This is a genomic window from Rufibacter soli (genome assembly GCF_054781795.1).
The window spans coordinates 496,081-516,658 of the sequence record NZ_BAAGTS010000002.1 but is presented as its reverse complement, the minus strand read 5'-3'; the positions used below and the strand labels follow the sequence as shown (position 1 = coordinate 516,658).

Annotated in this window: 19 protein-coding genes and 1 riboswitch; of the genes, 9 read left to right on the top strand and 10 right to left on the bottom strand. The window is 50.3% G+C overall.

Translation table 11 applies throughout. The features are described 5' to 3' along the window. Positions 1–294 precede the first annotated feature (294 nt). Entirely contained in the window at positions 295–1,338 is a 1,044-nt protein-coding gene (gene ruvB, locus ACYVJQ_RS04160; RefSeq protein WP_460891799.1) for a Holliday junction branch migration DNA helicase RuvB, read from the bottom strand. A 652-nt stretch (positions 1,339–1,990) separates the two neighbouring features. Between ruvB and ACYVJQ_RS04155 the strand changes: the two genes are divergently transcribed. The 3 genes from ACYVJQ_RS04155 (at position 1,991) to ACYVJQ_RS04145 (ending at position 4,677) form a co-directional block, all read left to right on the top strand. Continuing rightward, the gene (locus tag ACYVJQ_RS04155; protein ID WP_460891798.1) at positions 1,991–2,602 is read left to right on the top strand and encodes a YceI family protein; all 612 of its coding nucleotides are present in this window, start codon (positions 1,991–1,993) and stop codon (positions 2,600–2,602) included. A 45-nt stretch (positions 2,603–2,647) separates the two neighbouring features. After that, on the top strand, positions 2,648–3,979 hold the full coding sequence (locus ACYVJQ_RS04150; RefSeq protein ID WP_460891797.1) for a hypothetical protein: 1,332 nt from the start codon (positions 2,648–2,650) through the stop codon (positions 3,977–3,979). Between the two features lie 83 nt (positions 3,980–4,062). Further along, positions 4,063–4,677 (top strand): YceI family protein, encoded by a 615-nt coding sequence (locus ACYVJQ_RS04145; RefSeq protein WP_460891796.1) that lies wholly within the window; start codon positions 4,063–4,065, stop codon positions 4,675–4,677. 250 nt (positions 4,678–4,927) lie between these two features. Here the strand turns inward: ACYVJQ_RS04145 and ACYVJQ_RS04140 are convergent, their stop codons facing one another. Both ACYVJQ_RS04140 and ACYVJQ_RS04135 read right to left on the bottom strand, forming a co-directional pair. After that, on the bottom strand, positions 4,928–6,106 hold the full coding sequence (locus tag ACYVJQ_RS04140) for an acyl-CoA dehydrogenase family protein (RefSeq protein ID WP_460891795.1): 1,179 nt from the start codon (positions 6,104–6,106) through the stop codon (positions 4,928–4,930). Between the two features lie 305 nt (positions 6,107–6,411). Then, a complete protein-coding gene (locus tag ACYVJQ_RS04135; RefSeq protein ID WP_460891794.1) occupies positions 6,412–8,847 on the bottom strand; it encodes a TonB-dependent receptor in 2,436 nt (811 codons plus the stop codon). Between the two features lie 60 nt (positions 8,848–8,907). Further along, positions 8,908–9,005: riboswitch (TPP riboswitch) on the bottom strand. A 165-nt stretch (positions 9,006–9,170) separates the two neighbouring features. Between ACYVJQ_RS04135 and ACYVJQ_RS04130 the strand changes: the two genes are divergently transcribed. Then, the gene (locus tag ACYVJQ_RS04130) at positions 9,171–9,398 is read left to right on the top strand and encodes a hypothetical protein (protein WP_460891793.1); all 228 of its coding nucleotides are present in this window, start codon (positions 9,171–9,173) and stop codon (positions 9,396–9,398) included. 136 nt (positions 9,399–9,534) lie between these two features. On the opposite strand, the gene ACYVJQ_RS04125 is transcribed toward ACYVJQ_RS04130, so the two are convergent. Both ACYVJQ_RS04125 and ACYVJQ_RS04120 read right to left on the bottom strand, forming a co-directional pair. After that, positions 9,535–10,245, bottom strand: coding sequence for a YceI family protein (locus ACYVJQ_RS04125; RefSeq protein ID WP_460891792.1), 711 nt, complete (start codon positions 10,243–10,245; stop codon positions 9,535–9,537). Positions 10,246–10,294: 49 nt separating this feature from the next. Beyond that, positions 10,295–10,738, bottom strand: a complete 444-nt coding sequence (locus ACYVJQ_RS04120; protein ID WP_460891791.1) for a MarR family winged helix-turn-helix transcriptional regulator — start codon at positions 10,736–10,738, stop codon at positions 10,295–10,297. A gap of 159 nt (positions 10,739–10,897) precedes the next feature. On the opposite strand from ACYVJQ_RS04120, the gene ACYVJQ_RS04115 reads away from it, so the two are divergent. Then, complete coding sequence (locus tag ACYVJQ_RS04115) at positions 10,898–11,545, top strand: DedA family protein (RefSeq protein WP_460891790.1); 648 nt, start codon at positions 10,898–10,900, stop codon at positions 11,543–11,545. A gap of 71 nt (positions 11,546–11,616) precedes the next feature. Then, positions 11,617–12,198 (top strand): DUF6799 domain-containing protein, encoded by a 582-nt coding sequence (locus ACYVJQ_RS04110; RefSeq protein WP_460891789.1) that lies wholly within the window; start codon positions 11,617–11,619, stop codon positions 12,196–12,198. 98 nt (positions 12,199–12,296) lie between these two features. Here the strand turns inward: ACYVJQ_RS04110 and ACYVJQ_RS04105 are convergent, their stop codons facing one another. From ACYVJQ_RS04105 to ACYVJQ_RS04085, 5 genes are all read right to left on the bottom strand, one after another. Then, entirely contained in the window at positions 12,297–12,680 is a 384-nt protein-coding gene (locus ACYVJQ_RS04105) for a hypothetical protein (RefSeq protein ID WP_460891788.1), read from the bottom strand. A gap of 369 nt (positions 12,681–13,049) precedes the next feature. Next, the gene (locus tag ACYVJQ_RS04100) at positions 13,050–13,670 is read right to left on the bottom strand and encodes a dihydrofolate reductase family protein (protein WP_460891787.1); all 621 of its coding nucleotides are present in this window, start codon (positions 13,668–13,670) and stop codon (positions 13,050–13,052) included. Between the two features lie 110 nt (positions 13,671–13,780). After that, on the bottom strand, positions 13,781–14,311 hold the full coding sequence (locus ACYVJQ_RS04095) for a hypothetical protein (protein ID WP_460891786.1): 531 nt from the start codon (positions 14,309–14,311) through the stop codon (positions 13,781–13,783). Between the two features lie 86 nt (positions 14,312–14,397). Further along, complete coding sequence (locus ACYVJQ_RS04090) at positions 14,398–14,850, bottom strand: hypothetical protein (protein ID WP_460891785.1); 453 nt, start codon at positions 14,848–14,850, stop codon at positions 14,398–14,400. A gap of 398 nt (positions 14,851–15,248) precedes the next feature. Then, a complete protein-coding gene (locus ACYVJQ_RS04085; protein ID WP_460891784.1) occupies positions 15,249–16,250 on the bottom strand; it encodes an enolase C-terminal domain-like protein in 1,002 nt (333 codons plus the stop codon). Positions 16,251–16,646: 396 nt separating this feature from the next. On the opposite strand from ACYVJQ_RS04085, the gene ACYVJQ_RS04080 reads away from it, so the two are divergent. From ACYVJQ_RS04080 to ACYVJQ_RS04070, 3 genes are all read left to right on the top strand, one after another. Then, entirely contained in the window at positions 16,647–18,026 is a 1,380-nt protein-coding gene (locus ACYVJQ_RS04080) for a dicarboxylate/amino acid:cation symporter (RefSeq protein WP_460891783.1), read from the top strand. An 82-nt stretch (positions 18,027–18,108) separates the two neighbouring features. Next, positions 18,109–18,681 carry a thioredoxin family protein gene (locus ACYVJQ_RS04075; protein WP_460891782.1) on the top strand — a complete coding sequence of 191 codons (573 nt, stop codon included), beginning with the start codon at positions 18,109–18,111 and terminating at the stop codon, positions 18,679–18,681. Positions 18,682–18,876: 195 nt separating this feature from the next. Further along, the gene (locus ACYVJQ_RS04070; RefSeq protein ID WP_460891781.1) at positions 18,877–20,037 is read left to right on the top strand and encodes an MFS transporter; all 1,161 of its coding nucleotides are present in this window, start codon (positions 18,877–18,879) and stop codon (positions 20,035–20,037) included. Positions 20,038–20,578: the final 541 nt, after the last annotated feature.

Below are 20,578 nucleotides of genomic sequence, written 5' to 3'. Positions count from 1 at the left end.
ACAATTCCTAGTATCGCTTACTAAACGCAGACTCCCCCCTTGAGGAGAGCGCAGAGGGGTGTTTACACAGAAGGACACGCATTCCGTCCCCCTTTGAAGGGGGTAGGGGGATGACTTCTCTTGCAGGTTATCTCGTTTCCAGCCCATTTTTCCCAAAACACCTCTAAACCAAAACCCACTACTCCACTGTCTCCATATCTTCACCCATAAAAAATCCTCACCAACGTGACCGCTGGTGAGGATTTTGTGCTTTGCGTTTTGAGCCTGTTTTAAGAAAAACAGGCTCAAAACAGGTTAGTCTGCCTGGTCAAAAAGATCGCCGGCCCGCACGTGGTTTGGCGGAATCTTGCCCAGGTGACGGTAGGCAGCTTCGGTGGCTTCGCGGCCCCGGCTGGTACGCTTGATGTAGCCTTCCTGGATAAGGAACGGCTCGTACACTTCTTCAATGGTTTCGGCTTCATCGCCACAGGCAGTGGCAATGGTAGACAATCCAACCGGTCCACCTTTGAATTTCTCAATGATGGTAAGCAGAATGCGTTTGTCCATTTCGTCCAGACCGTTGTGGTCTACGTCAAGGGCATTCAACGCGAACTTGGCAATTTCTACCGTAATAGTACCGTCTCCTTTAATCTGCGCGAAGTCACGGGTACGGCGAAGCAGGTTGTTGGCAATACGAGGCGTACCCCGGCTCCGGCGGGCAATCTCAAAGGCGGCATCCTCATGGATGGGCGAACCTAGAATCTCAGAGGAACGCTGCACAATGGAGGTCAACAGCTTGGAGTCATAGTATTCCAGCCGGGAGTTGATACCAAAACGGGCACGCAGCGGCGAAGTCAACAGACCCGAACGAGTAGTGGCACCAATGAGCGTAAAGGGGTTCAACGAAATCTGCACCGACCGGGCATTAGGGCCCGAGTCCAGCATGATGTCAATGCGATAATCCTCCATGGCAGAGTACAGGTACTCCTCTACGATGGGGTTTAGCCGGTGAATCTCATCTATAAAGAGCACGTCATTGCGCTCCAGGTTAGTGAGCAAGCCGGCCAGGTCACTGGGTTTGTCTAGCACGGGACCAGACGTGATCTTAATGTTAGAGCCCAGGGAATTGGCAATGATATGCGACAGGGTGGTTTTACCCAGGCCCGGAGGTCCATGCAGCAGCACGTGGTCCAAGGCCTCGCCGCGCATGATGGCCGCGCCCACAAATACCTTCAGGTTCTCCACTACTTTGTCCTGCCCCGCGAAGGCGCTGAAGTCCAACGGCCGGAGAGCCTTGTCATATTCCTTTTCGGCGGGCGAAAGGTTATCGGCTTCGCCGCTTAAATAGTCTTCTCTCATGTGTAAAAATCTCCTGGCGTAAAGCAAAGATTCAGTTGTAAAGATAACACATCAACCGCTAAAAACGCTCCCGAACAACTCCTAAAAGCCCACCTTTTTGCTATTATTTTTACCAATACGCTTTTTTTATCTAATCTCATTAGCATCTTAAAACCCAGTCCTGGGCATTAGGCTTGTATGTGTCCATCTACTTCTGCTGAAGCTGTAAAGCGCCAGGGTACTTCCTGGGAAATAAATAAGACTGCACGTTTTACTCATTTCCTTAACTATAGAACAACCTCACCTTGTCATTACTGGCTTTTTCCCGATGTGGCAATGCAGGAAGCTTATCGCTAAGATTCATGTACTGGTCATTATTCAGCCTTCTAGCAAAGAGATAAAAATTTAGCCTTTCCATTAAGAAGGACCTTCTCTTCCATTAAATCTTCTGGGCCCTTCTGCTTGGTTACCGAAAAGGATAAAATCCTATAACTGCCTTACCTTCTGGAAGATAAAGAAACGCTAGTCATTACCAATTTGGTAGCTATTTCTCTTGTTCTTTCAATAACTGATAAACATCACTCAGTATCCTAACCACCGTCATGTTCTACCCTTCAGTTGTGCTCTACTTTTGTATCAAATCAAAGCAGTCAACACAAATAACCATACGATCATGAAAACTCAGAATTCCATTTTCCGCCTAAACCTTTTACCAGCCCTGTTCGCGGCTATCCTGTTTTTTGCGCTTCCTTTGGTTTCACAGGCTCAAACTTACGGCCTGGTTTCTGGCAAGCAAGGATCTATCAAAGTATTGGGTACCTCTAACGTACACGACTGGGAAATGGCTTCTACCGTCATGGACAGCAAAGGCGACTTTAAGTTTGACAGCAACAACGCCCTTCAGGCTATCAGCAACTTCTCGTTTACAGTAGCTGCCAAAAACATTAAGAGCGAGTCTTCTTCTATGGACAGCCGCATGTACAAAGCCATTAAGGCAGATGAGTTCCCTAAAATAGTTTACAATCTGCGCTCTACCCAGGTAACCCCTGTCAGCAAAAACAAATTCCTGGTAAAAGCCATTGGTGATCTGACCATTGCCGGCGCCAAGCAGCCCATTGCCATGGATGTGAACGTGGTGGTAAACCCAGACAACACCCTAACCATTACCGGATCTGAGCCCCTGAAACTCACAGATTACAAATTGACACCTCCCAGCTTTATGGCCGGTGCCATGAAAGTAGGCAACGATCTTACTATCAAATATGCCCTCAACTATAAAAAATAAATAGTTCTAACCTTCTTAAAAGAACCCTTATTAAAAACCACGATTATGAAAACTAACTTTACCACCGTTATTGGCTCACTCTTACTGGCAGGTACCTTCTTTGCCGGAACAGCCAATGCCCAAGTGATGGGTCCCGTTGCTAACCTGAGACCCTATGACAAAACAGGTATCAATGTTTTTGAAGATCCTAAAGAAGATACCCTAGTGTATGATGGCCTAAAAATCAAGTTTGGGGCAGGTTTCACCCAGTCTTTCCAAGGGTTGAAACACAGCAATACTCCTAACAATGCCTCTAACGCGCTGTACAAAATCACGCCTGGCTTTAACACCGCCAACGCTAACCTGTTCATGGATGTGCAGCTGGCAGACGGTATCAGACTAAACCTTACCAGTTACCTGTCTAGCCGTCACCACAATGAGACTTGGGTAAAAGGCGGATACATCCAGTTTGACAAGCTGCCGTTCAAAGGCCAGATCTGGGAAGACATCATGTCTGTGACTACCATTAGAGTGGGCCACATGGAAATCAACTACGGAGACCAGCACTTCCGGCGCTCTGACGGGGGTAACACCATCTACAACCCATTTGCTGAGAACTACATCATGGATGCCTTCACCACAGAAATTGGCGGTGAGGTACTGGTGAGAAAAAATGGGTTCTTAGGTCTGGTAGGTGCTACCAACGGCATGATCAAAGGGAACATTGACGAACTGGCTCCTACTCCTCAGGATGACAACACCCGCAAATCTCCGGCCGTTTATTTCAAAGCCGGTGTAGACAAAGAAGTGATGGACAATGTGCGGGTACGGTTAACCGGTTCTTACTACATGAACAACAGCTCTGGCGGACAGACCCTCTATGCAGGTGACCGTACCGGTTCTAACTACTTCATGGTAGGAGAAAAAGTAGGAAGCACCGCCAGTGCCAACTTCACCTCTGGAAGATACAACCCAGGTTTCAGCAAAGCAGTAGACGCCCTTCAGTTCAACGGCTTTGTAAAAGCAAGCGGCCTTGAGTTCTTTGGTACCTATGAAAGAGCCAACGGTAGAACCAAAACTGAAACTGACGAAAGAAAAGCCAGCCAATACGCCGCTGACCTGATCTACAGATTCGGTAACTCTGAGAACCTCTTCGTAGGAGCCCGTTACAACAAAGTGAAAGCCAGACCAGCCAACGTAACCGGTGCTGCGCCTATCACTTACACTGAAGACATCAGCATTGACCGCAAAGCCCTGGGTGCTGGCTGGTTCCTGACAAGAAACATCTTACTGAAAGGTGAATATGTGATCCAGGAATACAACAAGTTCCCCACCGCAGACCAAAGACACAACGCTGAGTTCAAAGGCTACGTGATCCAGGCAGTAGTAGGCTTCTAATCAAGAGAAAGTAACTAAAGAAAGCTGGGTGGGGGTGGAACTTCCGCCCAGCTTTTTCATTTAACCAGTAAAACCAAACGGCTATGCGTGGTAGAAACTTATATATCTGGTGTCTGCTTCCTTTGGTCCTTACCACCCTGGCAGCCTGGGCCCCCACTAGCAAAGGGTACAATAGCGCCAAATGGGTTATCAGCGCCAGCAGCAATCTGCGGGTGAACGGGAGTACCAACGTCAATACCTTTGTCTGCGAGATAAACGGCTATGACCAGGTAGATACCCTGTCTGTGGTAGAGAACAGCAAAATGGTGAAACTCTGGGGCAGTCTCAATCTGGATATCCAGAACTTTGACTGCCATAACCCGGTCATGACCCGTGACCTGCAAAAAACCCTGAAAGCCAAACAATACCCTGAGCTCTGCATTAACTTCTTGTCTCTGAACAAGTTCCCGGAGCTAAGCCGCAAACCAGAGCACATCACCGGCTGGGTAGACATAGATTTGGCGGGCGTACGCAAACGCGTGGAAGTGACTTACAAAATATCTGTAGACGCCAACAAGACCATCCATTTAATTGGGCAGCGCGAAATCAGGTTTTCTGATTTTAACCTGGTGCCGCCTACCAAATTCAAGGGAATGGTGAAAACCAAGGAAGACCTGAACATTACCTTCCACCTGCAACTGAAGCCCATAGCCGCTTAGGCCTCCCGGCCGATGGCCGTTTTGAGAGTGTTTTTAGCAAAACAGGCCTAAAACGGAAACCTACAATTCCGAAGGCTTCTGACCAGTTACTCCTTTTCTTAGCACGTATTACTTCAAGGCATCCGGCGACACGGGTGCCTTTTTATTTGGTTTGCGCCTAGCTGCCTAGGCTTCAGATGGGCACAAAAGAAAAAGGCAGCCACGTTTCCGTCACTGCCTTTCCCCTGCCCTAATAGCGAGCAATTAATAACTATTTAAATGCCTGTATGCCGGTAATGTCAGCGCCAGTAATGAGCAGGTGAATGTCATGGGTACCCTCATAGGTGATGACGCTTTCCAGGTTCATCATGTGGCGCATGATAGGATATTCGCCGGTGATGCCCATGCCGCCGTGGATTTGGCGCGCTTCGCGGGCAATGTGCAGGGCCATGTCTACGCTGTTGCGCTTGGCCATGGAGATCTGCTGGGTGGTAGCCTTGCCTTCGTTCTTCAGGACGCCTAAACGCCATACCATTAGCTGCGCCTTAGTGATCTCCGTCACCATCTCGGCCAGTTTCTTCTGGATGAGCTGGAAACCGGCAATGGGACGGTCAAACTGAATGCGCTCCTTGGCGTAGTTCAACGCCGACTGATAACAGTCAATGGCGGCCCCAATGGCGCCCCAGGCAATGCCATACCGGGCGGAATCTAAACAACCCAAAGGTCCTTTCAAACCATCAACGTTAGGCAGCAGGTTCTCTTTGGGCACTTTCACGTTGTCAAACACCAGCTCACCGGTGCAGGAAGCGCGAAGGCTCCATTTGTTGTGGATCTCTGGCGTAGTAAAGCCTTCCATGCCGCGCTCCACAATAAGCCCTTTAATACGGCCCTGCTCGTTTTTGGCCCACACCACGGCCACCTGGCACTCCGGTGAATTGGAGATCCAGAGTTTGGAGCCGTTGAGCAGGTAATGATCGCCCATGTCTTTGATGTTGGTGACCATGCCGCCCGGGTTAGACCCGAAATCCGGCTCGGTTAACCCAAAGCAGCCCAGCCACTCGCCAGAGGCCAGCTTGGGCAGGTATTTCTTGCGCTGCTCCTCAGAACCATAGGCATAGATGGGGTACATGACCAGAGAGCCCTGCACCGATGCCGTAGACCGCATGCCGCTATCGCCGCGCTCAATCTCCTGCATGATAATGCCGTAGCTGATGTAGTCCAGGCCGCCGCCGCCATACTCCGTGGGGATGGTGGGTCCAAAGGCCCCTACTTCGCCAAACTTGGGCACAATCTCACTGGGAAAATGCGCGTCCTGGGCCCACTTTTCTATATTAGGCGAGATCTCGCGTTTCACGAATTCCCGCATAGACTGCCTGATGAGCTTGTGCTCTTCAGTAAGGAGATCATCTATATTGAAATAGTCTGGAGCAACGGAATTGTCTGTAGCCATAGTTGTAAGGTTAACCCCCTCGCGGGGAAATGTCTTCTCCCAAACTTAACAAGAATCTGGGCGAGCGCCAACACTTGTTAGCAAATCATGGGGTGGAGACAGAGGCTTTTCTGTTTTGAGGGTGTTTTTTGAAAAACAGGCCCAAAACAGAAATGTTGCTATGTACTGGGCAATCCCTTGTGGTTGCCCTCCTACTTTGGTAATGTAAAAGGGCAACCACAAGGGATTCCCCCTACTTAAAAATAGAAATGCCCCGCAGTGACTGCGGGGCATTTCTGTTGTGGGGCTGTTTTCTGAAAAACGGGCTAGAAACGCAAACTTACCTGCGCCAGGAAGTTGCGGGGGGCCTGCGGGAAATAATAGTTGTAGTCATAGCGGGTGGCGTCTCCGCCATAAAGTTCGGTGAAGGTGTAGCCGTTGGCCTCGTATTTTTTGTTGAAGACGTTGTTCAGCAGGAAACCCAGTTCTACTTCTTTCAGCCAGGTGGCCGGCTTGAAGGCGTAGAAAACGCGGGCATCCCCAATGCCATAAGGAGCCAAACGACGGCTTTGGCTGGCGGTGTTATCCAGGAACTGCTCACTCACGGTCTTGTATTGCAACTGGAACCGTAGGCCGGTGAGAGGCTGTACTTCCAATTGATTAGACGTAACCAGGCTGGGAGAATAGGCAATGGTGGTTTCTTCATACTCATTCACCACCACGTCCTCGGGGTTGTAATCAATGGCCAACACCTCAGTAAAGTTTTGAATGCGGTTGCGGCTCAGGGCCACGTTGCTGGAAAACTTGGCTATTTGACCCAGACCCAAACCCGCAGAGAGTTCTACACCCGTGCGGTAGCTTTTGTCAATGTTGGTTCTCAGGGCCGTACCCACGTCATTGATCTTCCCGGTGAGGACCAGCTGGTCTTTGTAGTCCATGTAAAAATAGGTAAGATCGGCGGTTAAGAGCAGCGGTTGGCCGTTGAGGTTACCCACCGGCTGGTTTACCCGGTACCCGGCCTCGTAGTCCAGCAGGCGCTCTGGTTTGGCGCGGTCGGTAGCGGGGCGGTCAATGAAGTCTGAACGGGTAGGCTCGCGGTGGCTTACCGCCACCGAGGCGTACAGGTTCTGCTGTGGCGTAAGGGCGAAAGTCACGCCGGCTTTCGGGTTGAAGAACGTATAATTGGCTTTGGTAGTAACATCGCGCAGGTCATCGTCTAAGCCGTTTACGGTATAATCAATGGTCCGTAGTTGGGCATCGCCGAAGAAGCCTAACTGCTCGGTGGCCTGAAGCATGACCTTGGCAAAGGCGTTGAAATCTGTTTTCTCGGCGCTGTTGTCATAATATCGTTGCCTGATCTCTGAGGAGGACGCGTACCGGGCCCAGATCACCTCGCCAAAGTGGTCGCCGGCGTAACGGTTCCAGCCGCCACCCAATATCCCAGACAGCTTGCCTTTGCCGTTGTATTGCAAGGAATACGTGATACCGTAGAAATCATTGTCCAGCCACTTGCGGCGCACCAGGTCACTTCTGGAGATGGTAGTTCCGCCAATGGTCACCGGGGCGATGCCATAGCCAGAGAAGCGGGCGTTCACCTTGTATTGCTCATAGAAGCCCTGGCCTTTGGTGTAGTGTAGAGCCGCATTTAAAGACAGCTCCGGGGAGAACTCATGGGCGTAATGCAATTGATAGTGGTTCTGGGCGTAATCATCTACCTCATTATCATAAGGGTCTTTACGCTTGCCATAGTCAGTGCCCGCCGAGTTGAAGGTGCGGTTGGTTTCCAGCATTTCCTCAGGAACCCCGTTCCAGGCCTGGTAGGTCACTTCCTTACCGCCAAAAATCACCACTTTGAGCAGGTCTTTGGTGCCATAGTAGCCCCCTGACAGGTAGAAGGATTTAAGGTCTGAGGTGGCGCGGTCAATATAGCCGTCTGAGGAAAGGCGCGATAGGCGACCATCTACAGCAAACTTGCCGCCGAGAAGGCCGGTGCCAAACTGCACGTTGTTTTTCCAGGTGTTGTAAGAGCCGTAGGCATTGTCGGTGCGGGCGTAGGCTTCTGGCCGGGCGTCCTGGGTCTGCAGGTTCAGGCTGGCCCCAAAGGCGCCCGGGCCGTTACTTGAGGTACCCACGCCCCGCTGCACCTGCACGTCTTGCAGGGAAGAAGCAAAGTCTGGCATGTTCACGAAGAAAACCCCGTGGCTTTCGGCGTCATTGACGGGTATGCCGTTCACGGTCACGTTAATGCGGGTAATGTCTGAGCCCCGTATGCGCATGCTGGTGTAACCCACCCCGGCGCCGGCGTCTGAATTAGTCACCAAAGAGGGTGTGTTTTCCAACAGATACGGCAGGTCCTGGCCAAAATTGCGGTCTTCCAGTTCCTGCTTGCCCACATTGGTGTAAGTAGTGCCGGTTTTCTCGTTGGCGCGGGTAGCGGTCACCAGCACTTCTTTGCTGGCTACGCTGGTACGGGTAAGGGCAAAATCAAGGGTCTGGGCGCTTTGCAGCTGCACGGTCTGCTTTACGGGCGCATAGCCCAGGTAGCTTACCTGCACGGTGTATTCGCCGGCGGGCATGTTGGTAAGATTGTAGCGGCCATTGGCGTCTGTGGCAGTGGCGCGGTTGCCCGGCGAAACAGAAACGGTACTACTGATTAATGGGGATTGGGTGGCGGCATCTGTGATGCGACCAGACAGCGTGACCTGTGCCATGGAAAGCCACGGCAACAGGCAGCCCGCTAAGAGGGCCAGTACTTTTTTCATGGTAAGTGGTGAAAATTGGTAAAACATTAAGAAGCCACCAGGGGCCGGCACTTCCACTTGTTTTGTTTCCCTTGTTTTTCCCTTCGCCGGCATTACCCGTGTCAGGTTCAATGGGTATGATCTCAGCCCGTTATCTTAAGGCACCCCTAAACTGCTGTAAAACTACGCCCCCCTTTTGGCAAAACCTACCCCCCTGCCAAGTTTGTGAATTTTTTTCCCCAAAGGGCCTAACATAGCATGGCGGCCCTACGTTGAAACAAGAAGTGCTACCTGTTAGGATATGACTGTGTCTGTGATGTGAGACTTCTAATGCCTTTGATCTTATGATGATCGTATACACCTTGGCGATGTTCGCCTTGATCGCTTTCCTTGCGTTGGCGCCCCGCAAAAGAATAAGCGTGCCGCCGCAAGATGACAATGACGATGACGGAGGTGAGCCGCTCAACGACGGTTTACCCGATCTGGACCTTCCGCCGGGCATTTGCCTGCCCATTAATGACTGGGAACCTGACTACAACCACACCCGCGTAAGATCTACCCCGTTGGTTTAGCCTTCTCCTTTGTAAATGATAAAACCCGTAAGCCAGGTCTTTGAACCAAGCTTACGGGTTTTGTATTTCAGGGGCAGGGCCCCGTTGGAAATCCGCTGGAGGCGGTTGCCTCTAGCGGTTCTTAGAAAAGGGTAGCTTATGACTTGGCTACTTTTTCTTTCTTGTCTGCTTTCTCTTTTTTGGCGGCCACTTGCTCTTTGGCTACCAGTTCCAGCTGCAGTTCCACATCGTCTTGGATGGCTTTGTCGCCTATGTTCTCAAAGAAGTTGCCAGACCGGAATTTAATGTCCCACTTGGTACGGTCAAACTTAAGAGTGGCTTTGGCCGTGGCTACTCCTTTTTTCACGGTTACCAGCGCCGGGAAAGAAATCTCATTGCTGATGCCTTTGATGGTGAGTGTGCCGGTGACGGTATAATTGGCCGTACCTGCCTTGGCATTCTGCTTAGGGGCCAGGTTGGTGATGGCAAAAGAGGCGGTTGGATTTTTGTCTACAGAAAAGAAGTCATCTGAACGCAGATGTTTCACCAGTCTTTCATTGGAGCCACCCTGCAGGTCATTGCAGGTAATAGTGGTCATGTCCATGATGAACGTACCGCCCCGTAGCGTGAACCGGTCAAAAAGCATAGAACCGGTGGCTAGTTTAATGTTCCCGTTATGCTCCCCCCCTACTTTGCGGCCAATCCAGGTGATTTTGCTTTCTTCCATGCTCACTTTATACGTCTGCAGGTTTTCTGCCACGGCAGTTGGGGCAATAGAAGCTTTACGGGTGGTACCCGGGGTAGCCATTTGGAACGCTGAAACACCAATAGCGGCGGCTACCAGCGTAGAAAGTAACACTTTTTTCATGGAAGTATGGTGGTTAGAAGGTTGATAGAGCAGGTAAGGTAAGTGAAATTTAGCTTCTTATTTTATCCAGTAAATGGCTTAGGTACGTGGCCTCCTCCTGGGTAAGGGCCTGCAGATGGTTTTCGCCTTCAAGAGAATCCATTTCCTTGAGCAGGTCCATGCCTTTTTTAGTAATGAGAATGTCTACCGTGCGCCTATCTGTAGGGCATTGCTCACGGGTCACCAGTTTCTTGGTTTCCAGTTTGTCTACTATTCTAGACGCATTAGAAGTTTTGTCTAACATACGCTCAATGAGCAGGTTGACGGTGGCAGGTTTGGGGTGTTGGCCCCGCAGAATGCGCAGCACGTTGTACTGGGGCAAGGTAATACCAAACGGCTTGAACATGGCTGCCTGCCTTTGCTGCAACCAGTTGGAGGTATAAAGAATATTGATAAAAGCTTTGTGGAATGCGTCTTTAAAGGCACTCTGCTTAATTTCATCTTCTATGTTCATGCGTGCCCGCCTAATTAAAGTGGAGGATGCCAAAGATAGGTACCTGCCGCAAAACCAGCAAGATAGCCCAGGCCCAAATATACGGGTAATCAACAGCATATACACCAACATAGGGTTTGTATTGTGCGTACTGCCTAACTAGCGTTTCTCCCAATTGGTATGTCAGAGGTATTTCTAGTTTCCATTGCAGAACTTTTCTCCAGCCCAGAAAACATGATACGGTACGGTGGGCTCACGCTTATTCTAGCCGTTGTTTTTGTAGAGACAGGGCTCTTGATAGGATTGGTGATTCCGGGAGGGGACTCTTTGCTACTGGCCACCGGCTTGCTGGCCGGCGCCAATGTGCTGCCCGTTCCCTTGGCCGTTTTACTGGCGAGCATGACCATTGCCGGCGTGGCCGGCGATTTGATGGGCTATTTTATTGGGCGCCGCATGGGCAAAAAGCTTTACCAGAAACAAGACACCTGGTATTTTAAACGCAAGCACCTGGAACGCGCCCAGAAATTCTACACCGAAAAGGGAAAATCTGCCATTGTGCTGGGCAAGTTTGTGCCGGTGGTACGCACCTTTAATCCTTTGCTTTCTGGCGTAACGGGCATGGACTTAGGCCGGTTTGCCATTTTGAGTTTGGTAGGCACCACCCTCTGGATCTGCTCGCTGGTACTGGCCAGCTATTACCTTGGCCAGCAGTTTCCGCAGCTAAAAGATTACCTGCATTATGCCATTCCTATCATTATCTTCCTTTCTATTTTACCGGGCATTTTTCAATACCTGAAAGAGCGGAAGAAAAGCCAGCAGTCCACTTAAAAACAGCCTCTTTCTGTTTCTGAGCCATTTTCCCAAAAACAGCGTAAAACCACCAAAATCAAAACCGCCTTATGTCCCTTCGTTTTCTATTCTCAGCTACCGTATTCTTTAGCACCTTGCTGGCTCCAGTGCTGGGGCAGGCTCAAAATGCATCTATCCAGAAACGGGTAAGCGGCCGCACCACTACCACCAGCGTCACTCCCATGCGCCAGGGAATTATCATCAGAAATGGGGTACCGGTAGAGGTGCAAGGCACTAAATTCACGCCGTTGGCCAGTGCCAGAAGCTATAAAAACGGAGCGGTGCTGCAACCCAACGGACAGCTTACCTTGCCTGGCGGCGAAGTGGTGCAACTGCAGGAAGGCGACCGCCTTGATCTGAAAGGCAACCTTACCCGCTCTACGGTAGTGGTGCAAAAAACTACCACTGTATCTGGTGACACCGCCGGCCTGGGAAAACAACTCATGCAAGCCCAGCACCAACAAGAGCGCCAAAAACTGTTACAGGAAAAAGTGCGTCTGCTGGAAGAAAAAAACAGGCTGCTGGAGAAAGCCGTGAAGAGCAAACCAGATGCCGCCCGGCTCCAGAAACTAGACGCTGATCTGGCTAAGGCCCAGCAGCAACTGGATGCGGAGAGTAATAAAGGACAATAACCAACACCGCTTTCGGGAACCAGAATACCTGGGCAAAAAAACTAGACAGGGCGCCTCAAGCCCAATTATTACTGTTCCGCCCGCTGAAGCACCCTCTCCTACTTTTGGTTTTTCTTTCCCGCCGGCGGGTTCTCTTCCTCGTCCTGGGCCACGTGCAAAATGTGCAGCAGCCGATGGATGATGGGAGCAAAAAACACCGCGGTAATACTTAGGAATGCCACCCCGCTGTAGAGCGCATACAGCGAGGAAAAGATTTTTGCCGGGGCTGTGGTCATTTCCACCACCGGTCCCATACCCGTCAGAATCATGCAAGCCATATGGAAGCTGTCCAGCCAGGAGATGGTCCCGAAATGATGGTAACCTACGGACCCAATTAAGACTGAGACTAGAATCAAGCCGAAAGCAAATAGCGCATAGCGCCCCAGCCTTGCCAGGAAGATGGGAAAGGGCACTACCTTCTGTCTGCGGTTTTCTAGTTTCATTTCTTCACGCTTTCATTTATGAGATTCTCTTTTTGGTTGTCCTTATGTTTCTCTCCCAGAGGTTAGGCACTTCCTTTACCTCTGTCTTCTAGACTTGCCTTTGGTTGAGATACAGCCTTAAAAGGGCATTTGCCTAAGAAAAGCAGCCCTCCTGCGGTTATATTTCTGTTGGCGCAATCATGGCAGAAAAATCTTTTAAAACCTCAGTGCACATCTACCAGCGTCTGTAGCTCAACAACGGTTAAAACTGTTATACAGCAATTGCTTTTCTCTTGTGACTGCTATAGTGTATTAATATTCCTGTTTACCACCCAAATTCCCTAAGAAAGAAAAGAGAACAAAGCATTTATAAAGCCACTGCTGCTGTTGCTATTTCTTGGTCAGCTTATACCTCAGGTGGGTGGTTAGTTCTGAGGGGATTACTTCTTCTATCTGTATGGCATACTTGTCCTTGGCCATACCGTCAAAGAGCCGGATTCCGCTTCCTAAAAATACAGGGGCAATGTGAATAAAGAATTCATCCACCAGCCCCGCATTCAGAAATTGCTGAATCGTGTTTGCCCCACCCTGTATTCTAATGTCCTTCCCCTTAGCTGATTGTTTGGCTTTGGCCAAGGCACTTTCTATGCCGTCATTTATGAAGTAAAACGTGGTGGTTCCTTCCTGAACCCAAGGCTCTCGCTTTTCATGCGTTAAAACATACACATCAGCTTTATACAGGTCATGGGGCCAACTGGCTTCGCCTTCCTCAAACATTCGTTTTCCCATAATGAACGCGCCTGTACGGGCAATGGTCTCCCTTATGAATTTCCCGTCAGGACCATCTTCTTTGCCTCCCTCCAATCCTAAGTATTCCCAGAATGCCTTTTGTTGAAACATCCAGGAATGCAGTTGCCCTGATACACCACCCATAGGATTCCTAGGGCTTCGGTTATCTCCCGCAAAAAAGCCGTCAAGAGATATTCCACTGTCAAAGATTATTTTAGACATATTCTTCCTTCTGTTTATTGTTAGTTTATTTTCCTGGAAGGTAGGCGTTTTGCAATGGGTGCAACGTACTAGGCTAAACGGCGGTTGAGGCCGTCGGCCGAGACTGAAGTTTAGGTGTTGTTAGCACATGCTGTTCTATTGTTAATAGAGTCAACTTTAGTTTCTAAATCATTCATTAATTCATTCCTAAGGTTCCTGCTTGAGATTTTAATGATGGCGGGAAACAAAATAGGTAAGCCCAGGTAAAACCAAGGCAGGTTCAACATAATCACTGCAAGCACCAGAACCGCAAACAGGACAGGTAAAAAGAAGCTTAATAGCTTATTATATCTGACGCTCCCACAAATCTCTAAGCCTTGGTTCGTTTTTATTATTCTCCCTTTGAAATATGGGAAGAAAGGCTTTCCAGTATAATCGATTTCTAAAAAAGCCCTTGAGAAGTAGATAAACACCGTTTCATACTCTTGGTAGAGCATGTATTTAGAGCGGATTGTTCTTTCTGCCTTTTCGTCTAAGCCGTAATAGGGGTCATTATCTAATGGGGAATACTCTGGCGCCAAGACACCTCTGATATCTTTAGTTTCATAACATCCAGTGATTTTAATTTGGTATTCTTCTGGAAATAATAGTCTATTAGTCATTTGCAATTTGAGGCTAACGTTTAGTACAAAAGACGAGCAAGGTGTCGCCGCAGCTTGACTTTTGTGCCGTGTTGTGAAATGTAATTTTATTCAAGCACTACTGTTTTCTTGTGCTGCTGTATAGTTATAGTTCTTTCTGGCTTACCTGCCTTAGATTCAGTATAGCAGTTGTCGAGCATTAGAACCCATCCCTTTCTTAAATCTATACTTTTAGACGTTGCCACTCCATTTATCTTAATGTTTAGAGCAAGGGTTTTATTCACTTCCAGTCTGCCAAGGTCTGTTTTCTCATTTTCATTTAGTACCCAAAGACCATCATCATCTTGGTAGATGGCTAGTTGTGTTACACCAGTAGAAAAGTTTGAATCAACAACTGCGTCTCTTACAAGCCCCTGCCCATTTATGCTAATGTCTACAGTATCAGATTTAAAGCAGCTACCAATTATCAAGTAAAAGTGGCTCTTCTTTCTCTTCGATTGGCTGAGGGAGGTTCCTACTATCATTGTAAGTAGAAGAATCGCAAGAAGACCTTTTTTCATGATTTTTATATTTCACAACTACCGGGTAAACGTAAACATTCGCTTATCTGCACTATGTGCGTAGGTTTTCCCTTGCCACCCCATACTTTTGAAACGGCCATCCTTCTATTTAAAGGATAACGTATTTAGTATGTTTTCCGAAAAACACCTCCAAAACAACTTTAAAACCTGCAAAAGGGCCTAAAAAGCTGCATTGAGCCTGTTAAACCGTTGCAGGCAATAGAGCCTTTACAATATAAGTTTAGCATAGCCGCGTTATTACGCGGGTATACCTGCGTAATAACATGGCTAATTTCGGCTACTGCTCTTCTGGGGATAATAAGGACTATGTAAAAAACAACATCCAAACCCGGTGCCCTGTTTTAAGCCTATTTTTCCAAAAACACCCTTAAAACAGCTTATGGCTGTTCCACGGGGTATAACCTGCCGGCTTCTTCGCGCACTAACTTAAAAGGCTCGTCTTTCACTACCAGCATACCGTCTAAATCAAGCAGATCTATGCCGTGGGCCAGTTGCAGGGCAGACCAGATAGCCATGCTGGTTTCCATCATGCAGCCAATCATGGTCTTCAGGCCCAGGGAGCGGGTCTTGTTGAGAATGGCCAGGCCGTTCAGGTAGCCGCCGGCCTTCATGAGCTTCATGTTCACGCCATGGAACTGCTGTTGCAAAAGGTCCCAATCAGCGTGGTCGGTGACAGACTCATCGGCGAAGAGGTCATAGGGGCTTTTCTTCTTCAGGTATAGGTATTCGTCTTGCAACGCCGAGGGCATGGGCTGCTCAATCATGATTACCTGGTATTTTTTGAGGCCTTCAAAGAACCTGAGCAAAGAATCTGGGTCTTGCCAGGCCTCGTTGGCGTCAATGATCAGGCCTTGCCGGGGCGAAGACCGCACCACTTCTCCCAGCATGTCAAGGCCGCTTTCCTGGTTCACTTTCACCTTTAGGTACTCAAAGCGGTGCAGGCCGTGCTCTTGGGTAAAGGCGGCAATCTTACCGGGGTCCATGATGGGGTAAGAAAACGCGGTAGGCGCTGATGCCACCAGTGTCACGCCCAGAAACTCGGTAACGGTTTGTCCTTTTTTGCGACACAGGTAATGCACGTACGCAGACTCAATGGCGAATCTGAGTGCCGGAAACACGGGGTGTTGCGCCATTAAGTGCTGCAGTTCTTCCACAGATTCCACAGTGGGTAAGCCGTTGCGCTGCAAATGGGCAAATTGCTCCTGCAAAAGGTCAGGGGTTTCGCCGTAGCGGGTATTGGGGGCTGCCTCACCCCGACCCTGGTACTGGCCGTCACCTACGGTTACAAAAAGATTGGTTTTCAGGTCTGAGGCGTTGCGGGAGATTTTCCAGGTAAAGCGCAGGGCCAGGTCCTGTGCCTCAATAGTCCATGATAGCATAAGCGGTAAGAAAGGTTAGTAGTGTTTGTTGACCCGTGGTTTGCCAGTAAAAGGGCGGCGCAAGGTTCTGCGGGCGCGCCTTAAAGCCCCTTAGCAGCACTGTAAGGCTAGAAAAACGGAAACGCAGGTTGTTGATCCAGACTTTTGGAGCTTCAGCGGCAAATGTAAGCAAGCTCGTAGCCCCAAGTCTAGCAAAAAAGAAGGAAAGGCCAATAAAAATAAGGTTTTTCCAGCGTCAAGGGCAAATTAAAGACCCTGAAAACGAGGTTTTACGAACCGGAAGAAAAAAGTATATTTGTCGATTGGAAGACCGTAACTGCCCCATTGGCAGGCATTCAACCATTCACTAAACCCTCTCCTCTCCGCTTTCCTGCCGGATGGGCGCTTAACTCATTTATGAAAAAATCCACGCTCGCCTTATTGGCCTTTGTGATTCTAACCGTGGCGGTAGTGCTTACGCTGGCGCAGAATTATGGGCTCTTCGCGTTACCTCCGCTGGCCCTGACTATTGCCCGCTGGGCCGGCATTATCGTGTTGGTACTCTTCGCGGTTCAGAAGAAGTCCCTCACCACCTGGATTCTGGTCAGCATGGTCATTGGCGCTGAGATTGGCTATACTTTCCCAGACGCCGCCCAGAACCTGAACGTGCTCAGCAAGATCTTCCTCAAGATGGTGAAAACCATCATCGCACCGCTGGTATTTGCCACGCTGGTAGTGGGTATTGCCGGGCACTCCAACCTCAAACAGGTAGGCAAAATGGGCGTGAAGGCCTTGATTTACTTTGAGGTGGTGACTACTGTGGCGCTTTTCATTGGTTTGGCCGCCATTAACCTGAGCCGGGCCGGCGACGGTATTGTGCTCAAAGGGCAGACCAGCAATGAGATTCAGGCTCCACCGCCCCAAACCTGGCAAGACATAGTGCTGCACATCTTCCCAGAGAACATTGCCAAATCCATCGCCGAAGGCCAGGTTCTGCAGATTGTGGTCTTCAGCGTGCTCTTCGGGATTGGCCTGGCTATGCTGAATGAGCGCAAGCGCCGCCCCTTGCTGGAAGTAACCGAAAGCTTGGCCGAGACCATGTTCAAGTTCACCAACATCATCATGTACTTCGCCCCTATTGCCGTGGGCGCGGCCATTGCCTATACCGTGGGCCACATGGGCTTTGGTATTCTGGTGAACCTCTTCAAACTGCTGGCCACGCTCTATGTGGCATTGATTGCGTTCCTGTTATTGGTGTTATTACCCGTGGCGCTGGCCTTCCGGATACCGGTGAAAATGTTTGTAAAAGCCATTGCCGAACCTGTGTCTATTGCCTTTGCCACCACCAGTTCTGAGGCCGCCCTGCCGCGTGCCATGGAAGCCATGGAGTCTATTGGCGTACCCCGCAAGATTGTGGCCTTTGTCATGCCCATGGGCTACAGCTTCAACCTAGACGGCTCTACCCTCTACCTCTCGCTGGCCTCTATCTTTGTGGCGCAGGCCGCCGGCATTGAAATGTCATGGGAGCATCAATTGTTAATGGTCTTCACGCTTATGCTTACCAGCAAGGGGATTGCGGGCGTGCCGCGCGCCTCGCTGGTAATCTTGCTGGGTACTGCTGCCTCATTCAATCTGCCCGTGGAGCCAATTTTCATCATCCTGGGCATTGACGAACTCATGGACATGGCCCGTACCTCTGTAAACGTGATTGGTAACTGTCTGGCCACCGCCGTAATTGCCCGCTGGGAAGGTGAGTTCGTGGACCTGGAGGCTCCCCGTCCGCTGGAGGTTATCTAGGCCTTTGATATTTTCGTAAGAGCATAAAAATCCGCCAGTGAAAGGGTCCCTTTTCCTGGCGGCTTCCTTTAAACCCATACTTATGTTGAGACAATCATTCCGTCTGCTGTTTGTGACCGTGCTGGCGGTGGGGGCCAGTGCCTGCGCGCGCCAAACCACCACCTATTCCAGCTCAGAGACATCGGGCATCAACCCTAATGAGAACCGCGAGGAAAAGACCAAAGCCGGTGAGACCATCCTGATAGGACCCACCACCCGCATTGCGTATGAGAAAGAGCCCTATAGCACCTGGTTCCACCCGGCGTACCTGCGCTACCAGCCCAACGCTAAGATCATGGAAGAGCTGCAACCGTTGCTACAGGGAGTTTCCATTAAAGGCTTTACCGGCAGCTGGTGCATGGACAGCCAGCGGGAACTGCCCCGCCTGTACAAAATCATGGACCAGGCCCGCCTGCCCTATTCCCGGTTAGAGATTGTAAGCCTGCGCGAAGACAAAACCGGCCTGGGCGGCGAGGAAAAGACAGCCAACATCACGGCCGTGCCTACCTTTATCCTGTACCGTAATGGCCAGGAAGTGGGCCGAATTGTGGAGACCGCCTACCCCACCCTTGAAATGAACATGCTCACTATTTTAAAGGCCGCAAATAAAAAATAGCGTTTTGGGCACGTTTTAGCCAAAACAGGCTCAAAACGCCTTTCCTTAAAATAAATAGCCGCCGCTCTGCCATTTCTTCTGGCGGGGCGGCGGTACTTTTTTAGGCCCAGATAGAACCATGTATCTACACTAATTTGTCTTTTATGAATGGAGCCCGTACAAAAGGGCTATTTTTGCCGAAAGTTTTCTTAATTCATGTTGCTTACCCTTACCTCCCCCGTTTCCCGCAAAGCCCACCGAATAGCCGTAGGCGTCCTTTTTTTCCTGTTGGGCCTTTGCTTCTCTAGTTGGGGAGCCCGTATTCCCTCCCTTCAGCAGCGGCTTCATTTGTCAGAGTCAGCTTTGGGTATGGTTTTGTTTGCGTTGCCTGTGGGGTTGATGCTGTCTTTGCCCTTTACCGGCTGGCTCACCTCTAAGGTAGGCAGCCGCAAGGTAGTGACCTTTGCGCTTTTGCTGTACTGCAGTACCTTGGTATTGATAGGCATGAGCCAAAACGTGCTGCACCTGGTGATCGCCTTGTTTGTCTTCGGGTTTGCCAGCAACATGGGTAATATCTCTGTGAACACCCAGGCTGTGGGCGTAGAGCACCTGTACAAGAAATCCATCATGGCGTCTTTTCACGGGCTCTGGAGCCTGGCTGGTTTCTCGGGCGCTGCCCTTGGCACGCTCATGATTGGCATGGGCGTGGAACCCACACCTCATTTTCTGTTGATTATGGGCCTGGTGCTGGTTAGCGTAGCTCTTGCCTACCAATTCGCGTTGCCGCAAGACGCGCCCCGCGACGCAGACCAGCCCCTGTTCGTGAAACCCGACAAAGAACTGATGGGCCTGGGCCTGATTGCCTTCTGCTCGCTTATCTGCGAGGGCGCCATGTTTGACTGGAGCGGCGTCTATTTCCAGAAAGTGGTGGGTGCCGAAAAAGCCTGGATTGCCGCGGGCTATACCGCCTTCATGTCTACTATGGCCTTCACCCGCTTCATCGCCGACCGCCTTACCACCCGCTTTGGTTTAAAACGCGTGCTCCAGACCAGCGGCATGCTCACTACTCTGGGCTTGGCCATCGCCGTCCTTTTCCCTAGCCTCTGGACCGCCATTCTAGGCTTCTTTCTGGTAGGCGCAGGTGTATCTGCCGTAGTCCCACTAGTCTACAGCGTAGCCGGCAGAAGCAAAACCATGGCCCCCAGCATGGCCCTGGCCGCCGTCTCCACCATCGGCTTTGCCGGATTTCTGGTAGGCCCGCCGTTGATAGGACTAGTTGCCGGCGTTAGCAGCCTCCGCTTCTCCTTCGCCCTCATTGCATTGATGGGCGTAGCCGTCGCTGTCCTCTCCAGCCGCATTAAAACGGAAGGGGAGTAAGGAATTTTGCGTCTGCGTTTTGGGCCTGTTTTGGGAATAACGGGCCCAAAACGGACATAATTAGGTCTGAGTCTTGAGTCCAGAGTCAGAAATGCGCATATCATCCCCCTACCCCCTTCAAAGGGGGACGGAATGCGTGCTCTCCAGTGGAAACACCCCTCTGCGCTCCCCTCAAGGGGGGAGTCTGCGTTTAGTAAGCGGTACTGCGGTCTATAGGGCAGAAGAACGTTTTGCGCCTGTTTTCGGAAAAACGTGGCTAGAACGCTACCCACCTTTATCCAATCCCCACTACGCATTCCCTCGATTCCAGTCTTTACTTCGAGCGCCTCGCTTGTGGCCTTGTAATAGCTTTGCTAAAGGCAGACTACAACTCGGCCGCAAGGGCAGTGCGAGGGGGAAAGACGGGGCCCCGCGGCCGTGAGCGCTCGGAGGGAAAAGATGAAACAAGAAAGCATAAGGGCTTAGGCATAAGCAGACACCACGCCAGCAACAAACGGAAATGCGTGCACAAGATCAAATGGAAATAGAGGGGCAGTTCAAG

Excerpts from the sequence above, each read along its gene's own strand:
- ruvB (WP_460891799.1), bottom strand. The coding sequence starts at position 1,338 with ATGAGAGAAGACTATTTAAGCGGCGAAGCCGATAACCTTTCGCCCGCC.
- ACYVJQ_RS04155 (WP_460891798.1), top strand. The coding sequence starts at position 1,991 with ATGAAAACTCAGAATTCCATTTTCCGCCTAAACCTTTTACCAGCCCTG.
- ACYVJQ_RS04150 (WP_460891797.1), top strand. The coding sequence starts at position 2,648 with ATGAAAACTAACTTTACCACCGTTATTGGCTCACTCTTACTGGCAGGT.
- ACYVJQ_RS04145 (WP_460891796.1), top strand. The coding sequence starts at position 4,063 with ATGCGTGGTAGAAACTTATATATCTGGTGTCTGCTTCCTTTGGTCCTT.
- ACYVJQ_RS04140 (WP_460891795.1), bottom strand. The coding sequence starts at position 6,106 with ATGGCTACAGACAATTCCGTTGCTCCAGACTATTTCAATATAGATGAT.
- ACYVJQ_RS04135 (WP_460891794.1), bottom strand. The coding sequence starts at position 8,847 with ATGAAAAAAGTACTGGCCCTCTTAGCGGGCTGCCTGTTGCCGTGGCTT.
- ACYVJQ_RS04130 (WP_460891793.1), top strand. The coding sequence starts at position 9,171 with ATGATGATCGTATACACCTTGGCGATGTTCGCCTTGATCGCTTTCCTT.
- ACYVJQ_RS04125 (WP_460891792.1), bottom strand. The coding sequence starts at position 10,245 with ATGAAAAAAGTGTTACTTTCTACGCTGGTAGCCGCCGCTATTGGTGTT.
- ACYVJQ_RS04120 (WP_460891791.1), bottom strand. The coding sequence starts at position 10,738 with ATGAACATAGAAGATGAAATTAAGCAGAGTGCCTTTAAAGACGCATTC.
- ACYVJQ_RS04115 (WP_460891790.1), top strand. The coding sequence starts at position 10,898 with ATGTCAGAGGTATTTCTAGTTTCCATTGCAGAACTTTTCTCCAGCCCA.
- ACYVJQ_RS04110 (WP_460891789.1), top strand. The coding sequence starts at position 11,617 with ATGTCCCTTCGTTTTCTATTCTCAGCTACCGTATTCTTTAGCACCTTG.
- ACYVJQ_RS04105 (WP_460891788.1), bottom strand. The coding sequence starts at position 12,680 with ATGAAACTAGAAAACCGCAGACAGAAGGTAGTGCCCTTTCCCATCTTC.
- ACYVJQ_RS04100 (WP_460891787.1), bottom strand. The coding sequence starts at position 13,670 with ATGTCTAAAATAATCTTTGACAGTGGAATATCTCTTGACGGCTTTTTT.
- ACYVJQ_RS04095 (WP_460891786.1), bottom strand. The coding sequence starts at position 14,311 with ATGACTAATAGACTATTATTTCCAGAAGAATACCAAATTAAAATCACT.
- ACYVJQ_RS04090 (WP_460891785.1), bottom strand. The coding sequence starts at position 14,850 with ATGAAAAAAGGTCTTCTTGCGATTCTTCTACTTACAATGATAGTAGGA.
- ACYVJQ_RS04085 (WP_460891784.1), bottom strand. The coding sequence starts at position 16,250 with ATGCTATCATGGACTATTGAGGCACAGGACCTGGCCCTGCGCTTTACC.
- ACYVJQ_RS04080 (WP_460891783.1), top strand. The coding sequence starts at position 16,647 with ATGAAAAAATCCACGCTCGCCTTATTGGCCTTTGTGATTCTAACCGTG.
- ACYVJQ_RS04075 (WP_460891782.1), top strand. The coding sequence starts at position 18,109 with ATGTTGAGACAATCATTCCGTCTGCTGTTTGTGACCGTGCTGGCGGTG.
- ACYVJQ_RS04070 (WP_460891781.1), top strand. The coding sequence starts at position 18,877 with ATGTTGCTTACCCTTACCTCCCCCGTTTCCCGCAAAGCCCACCGAATA.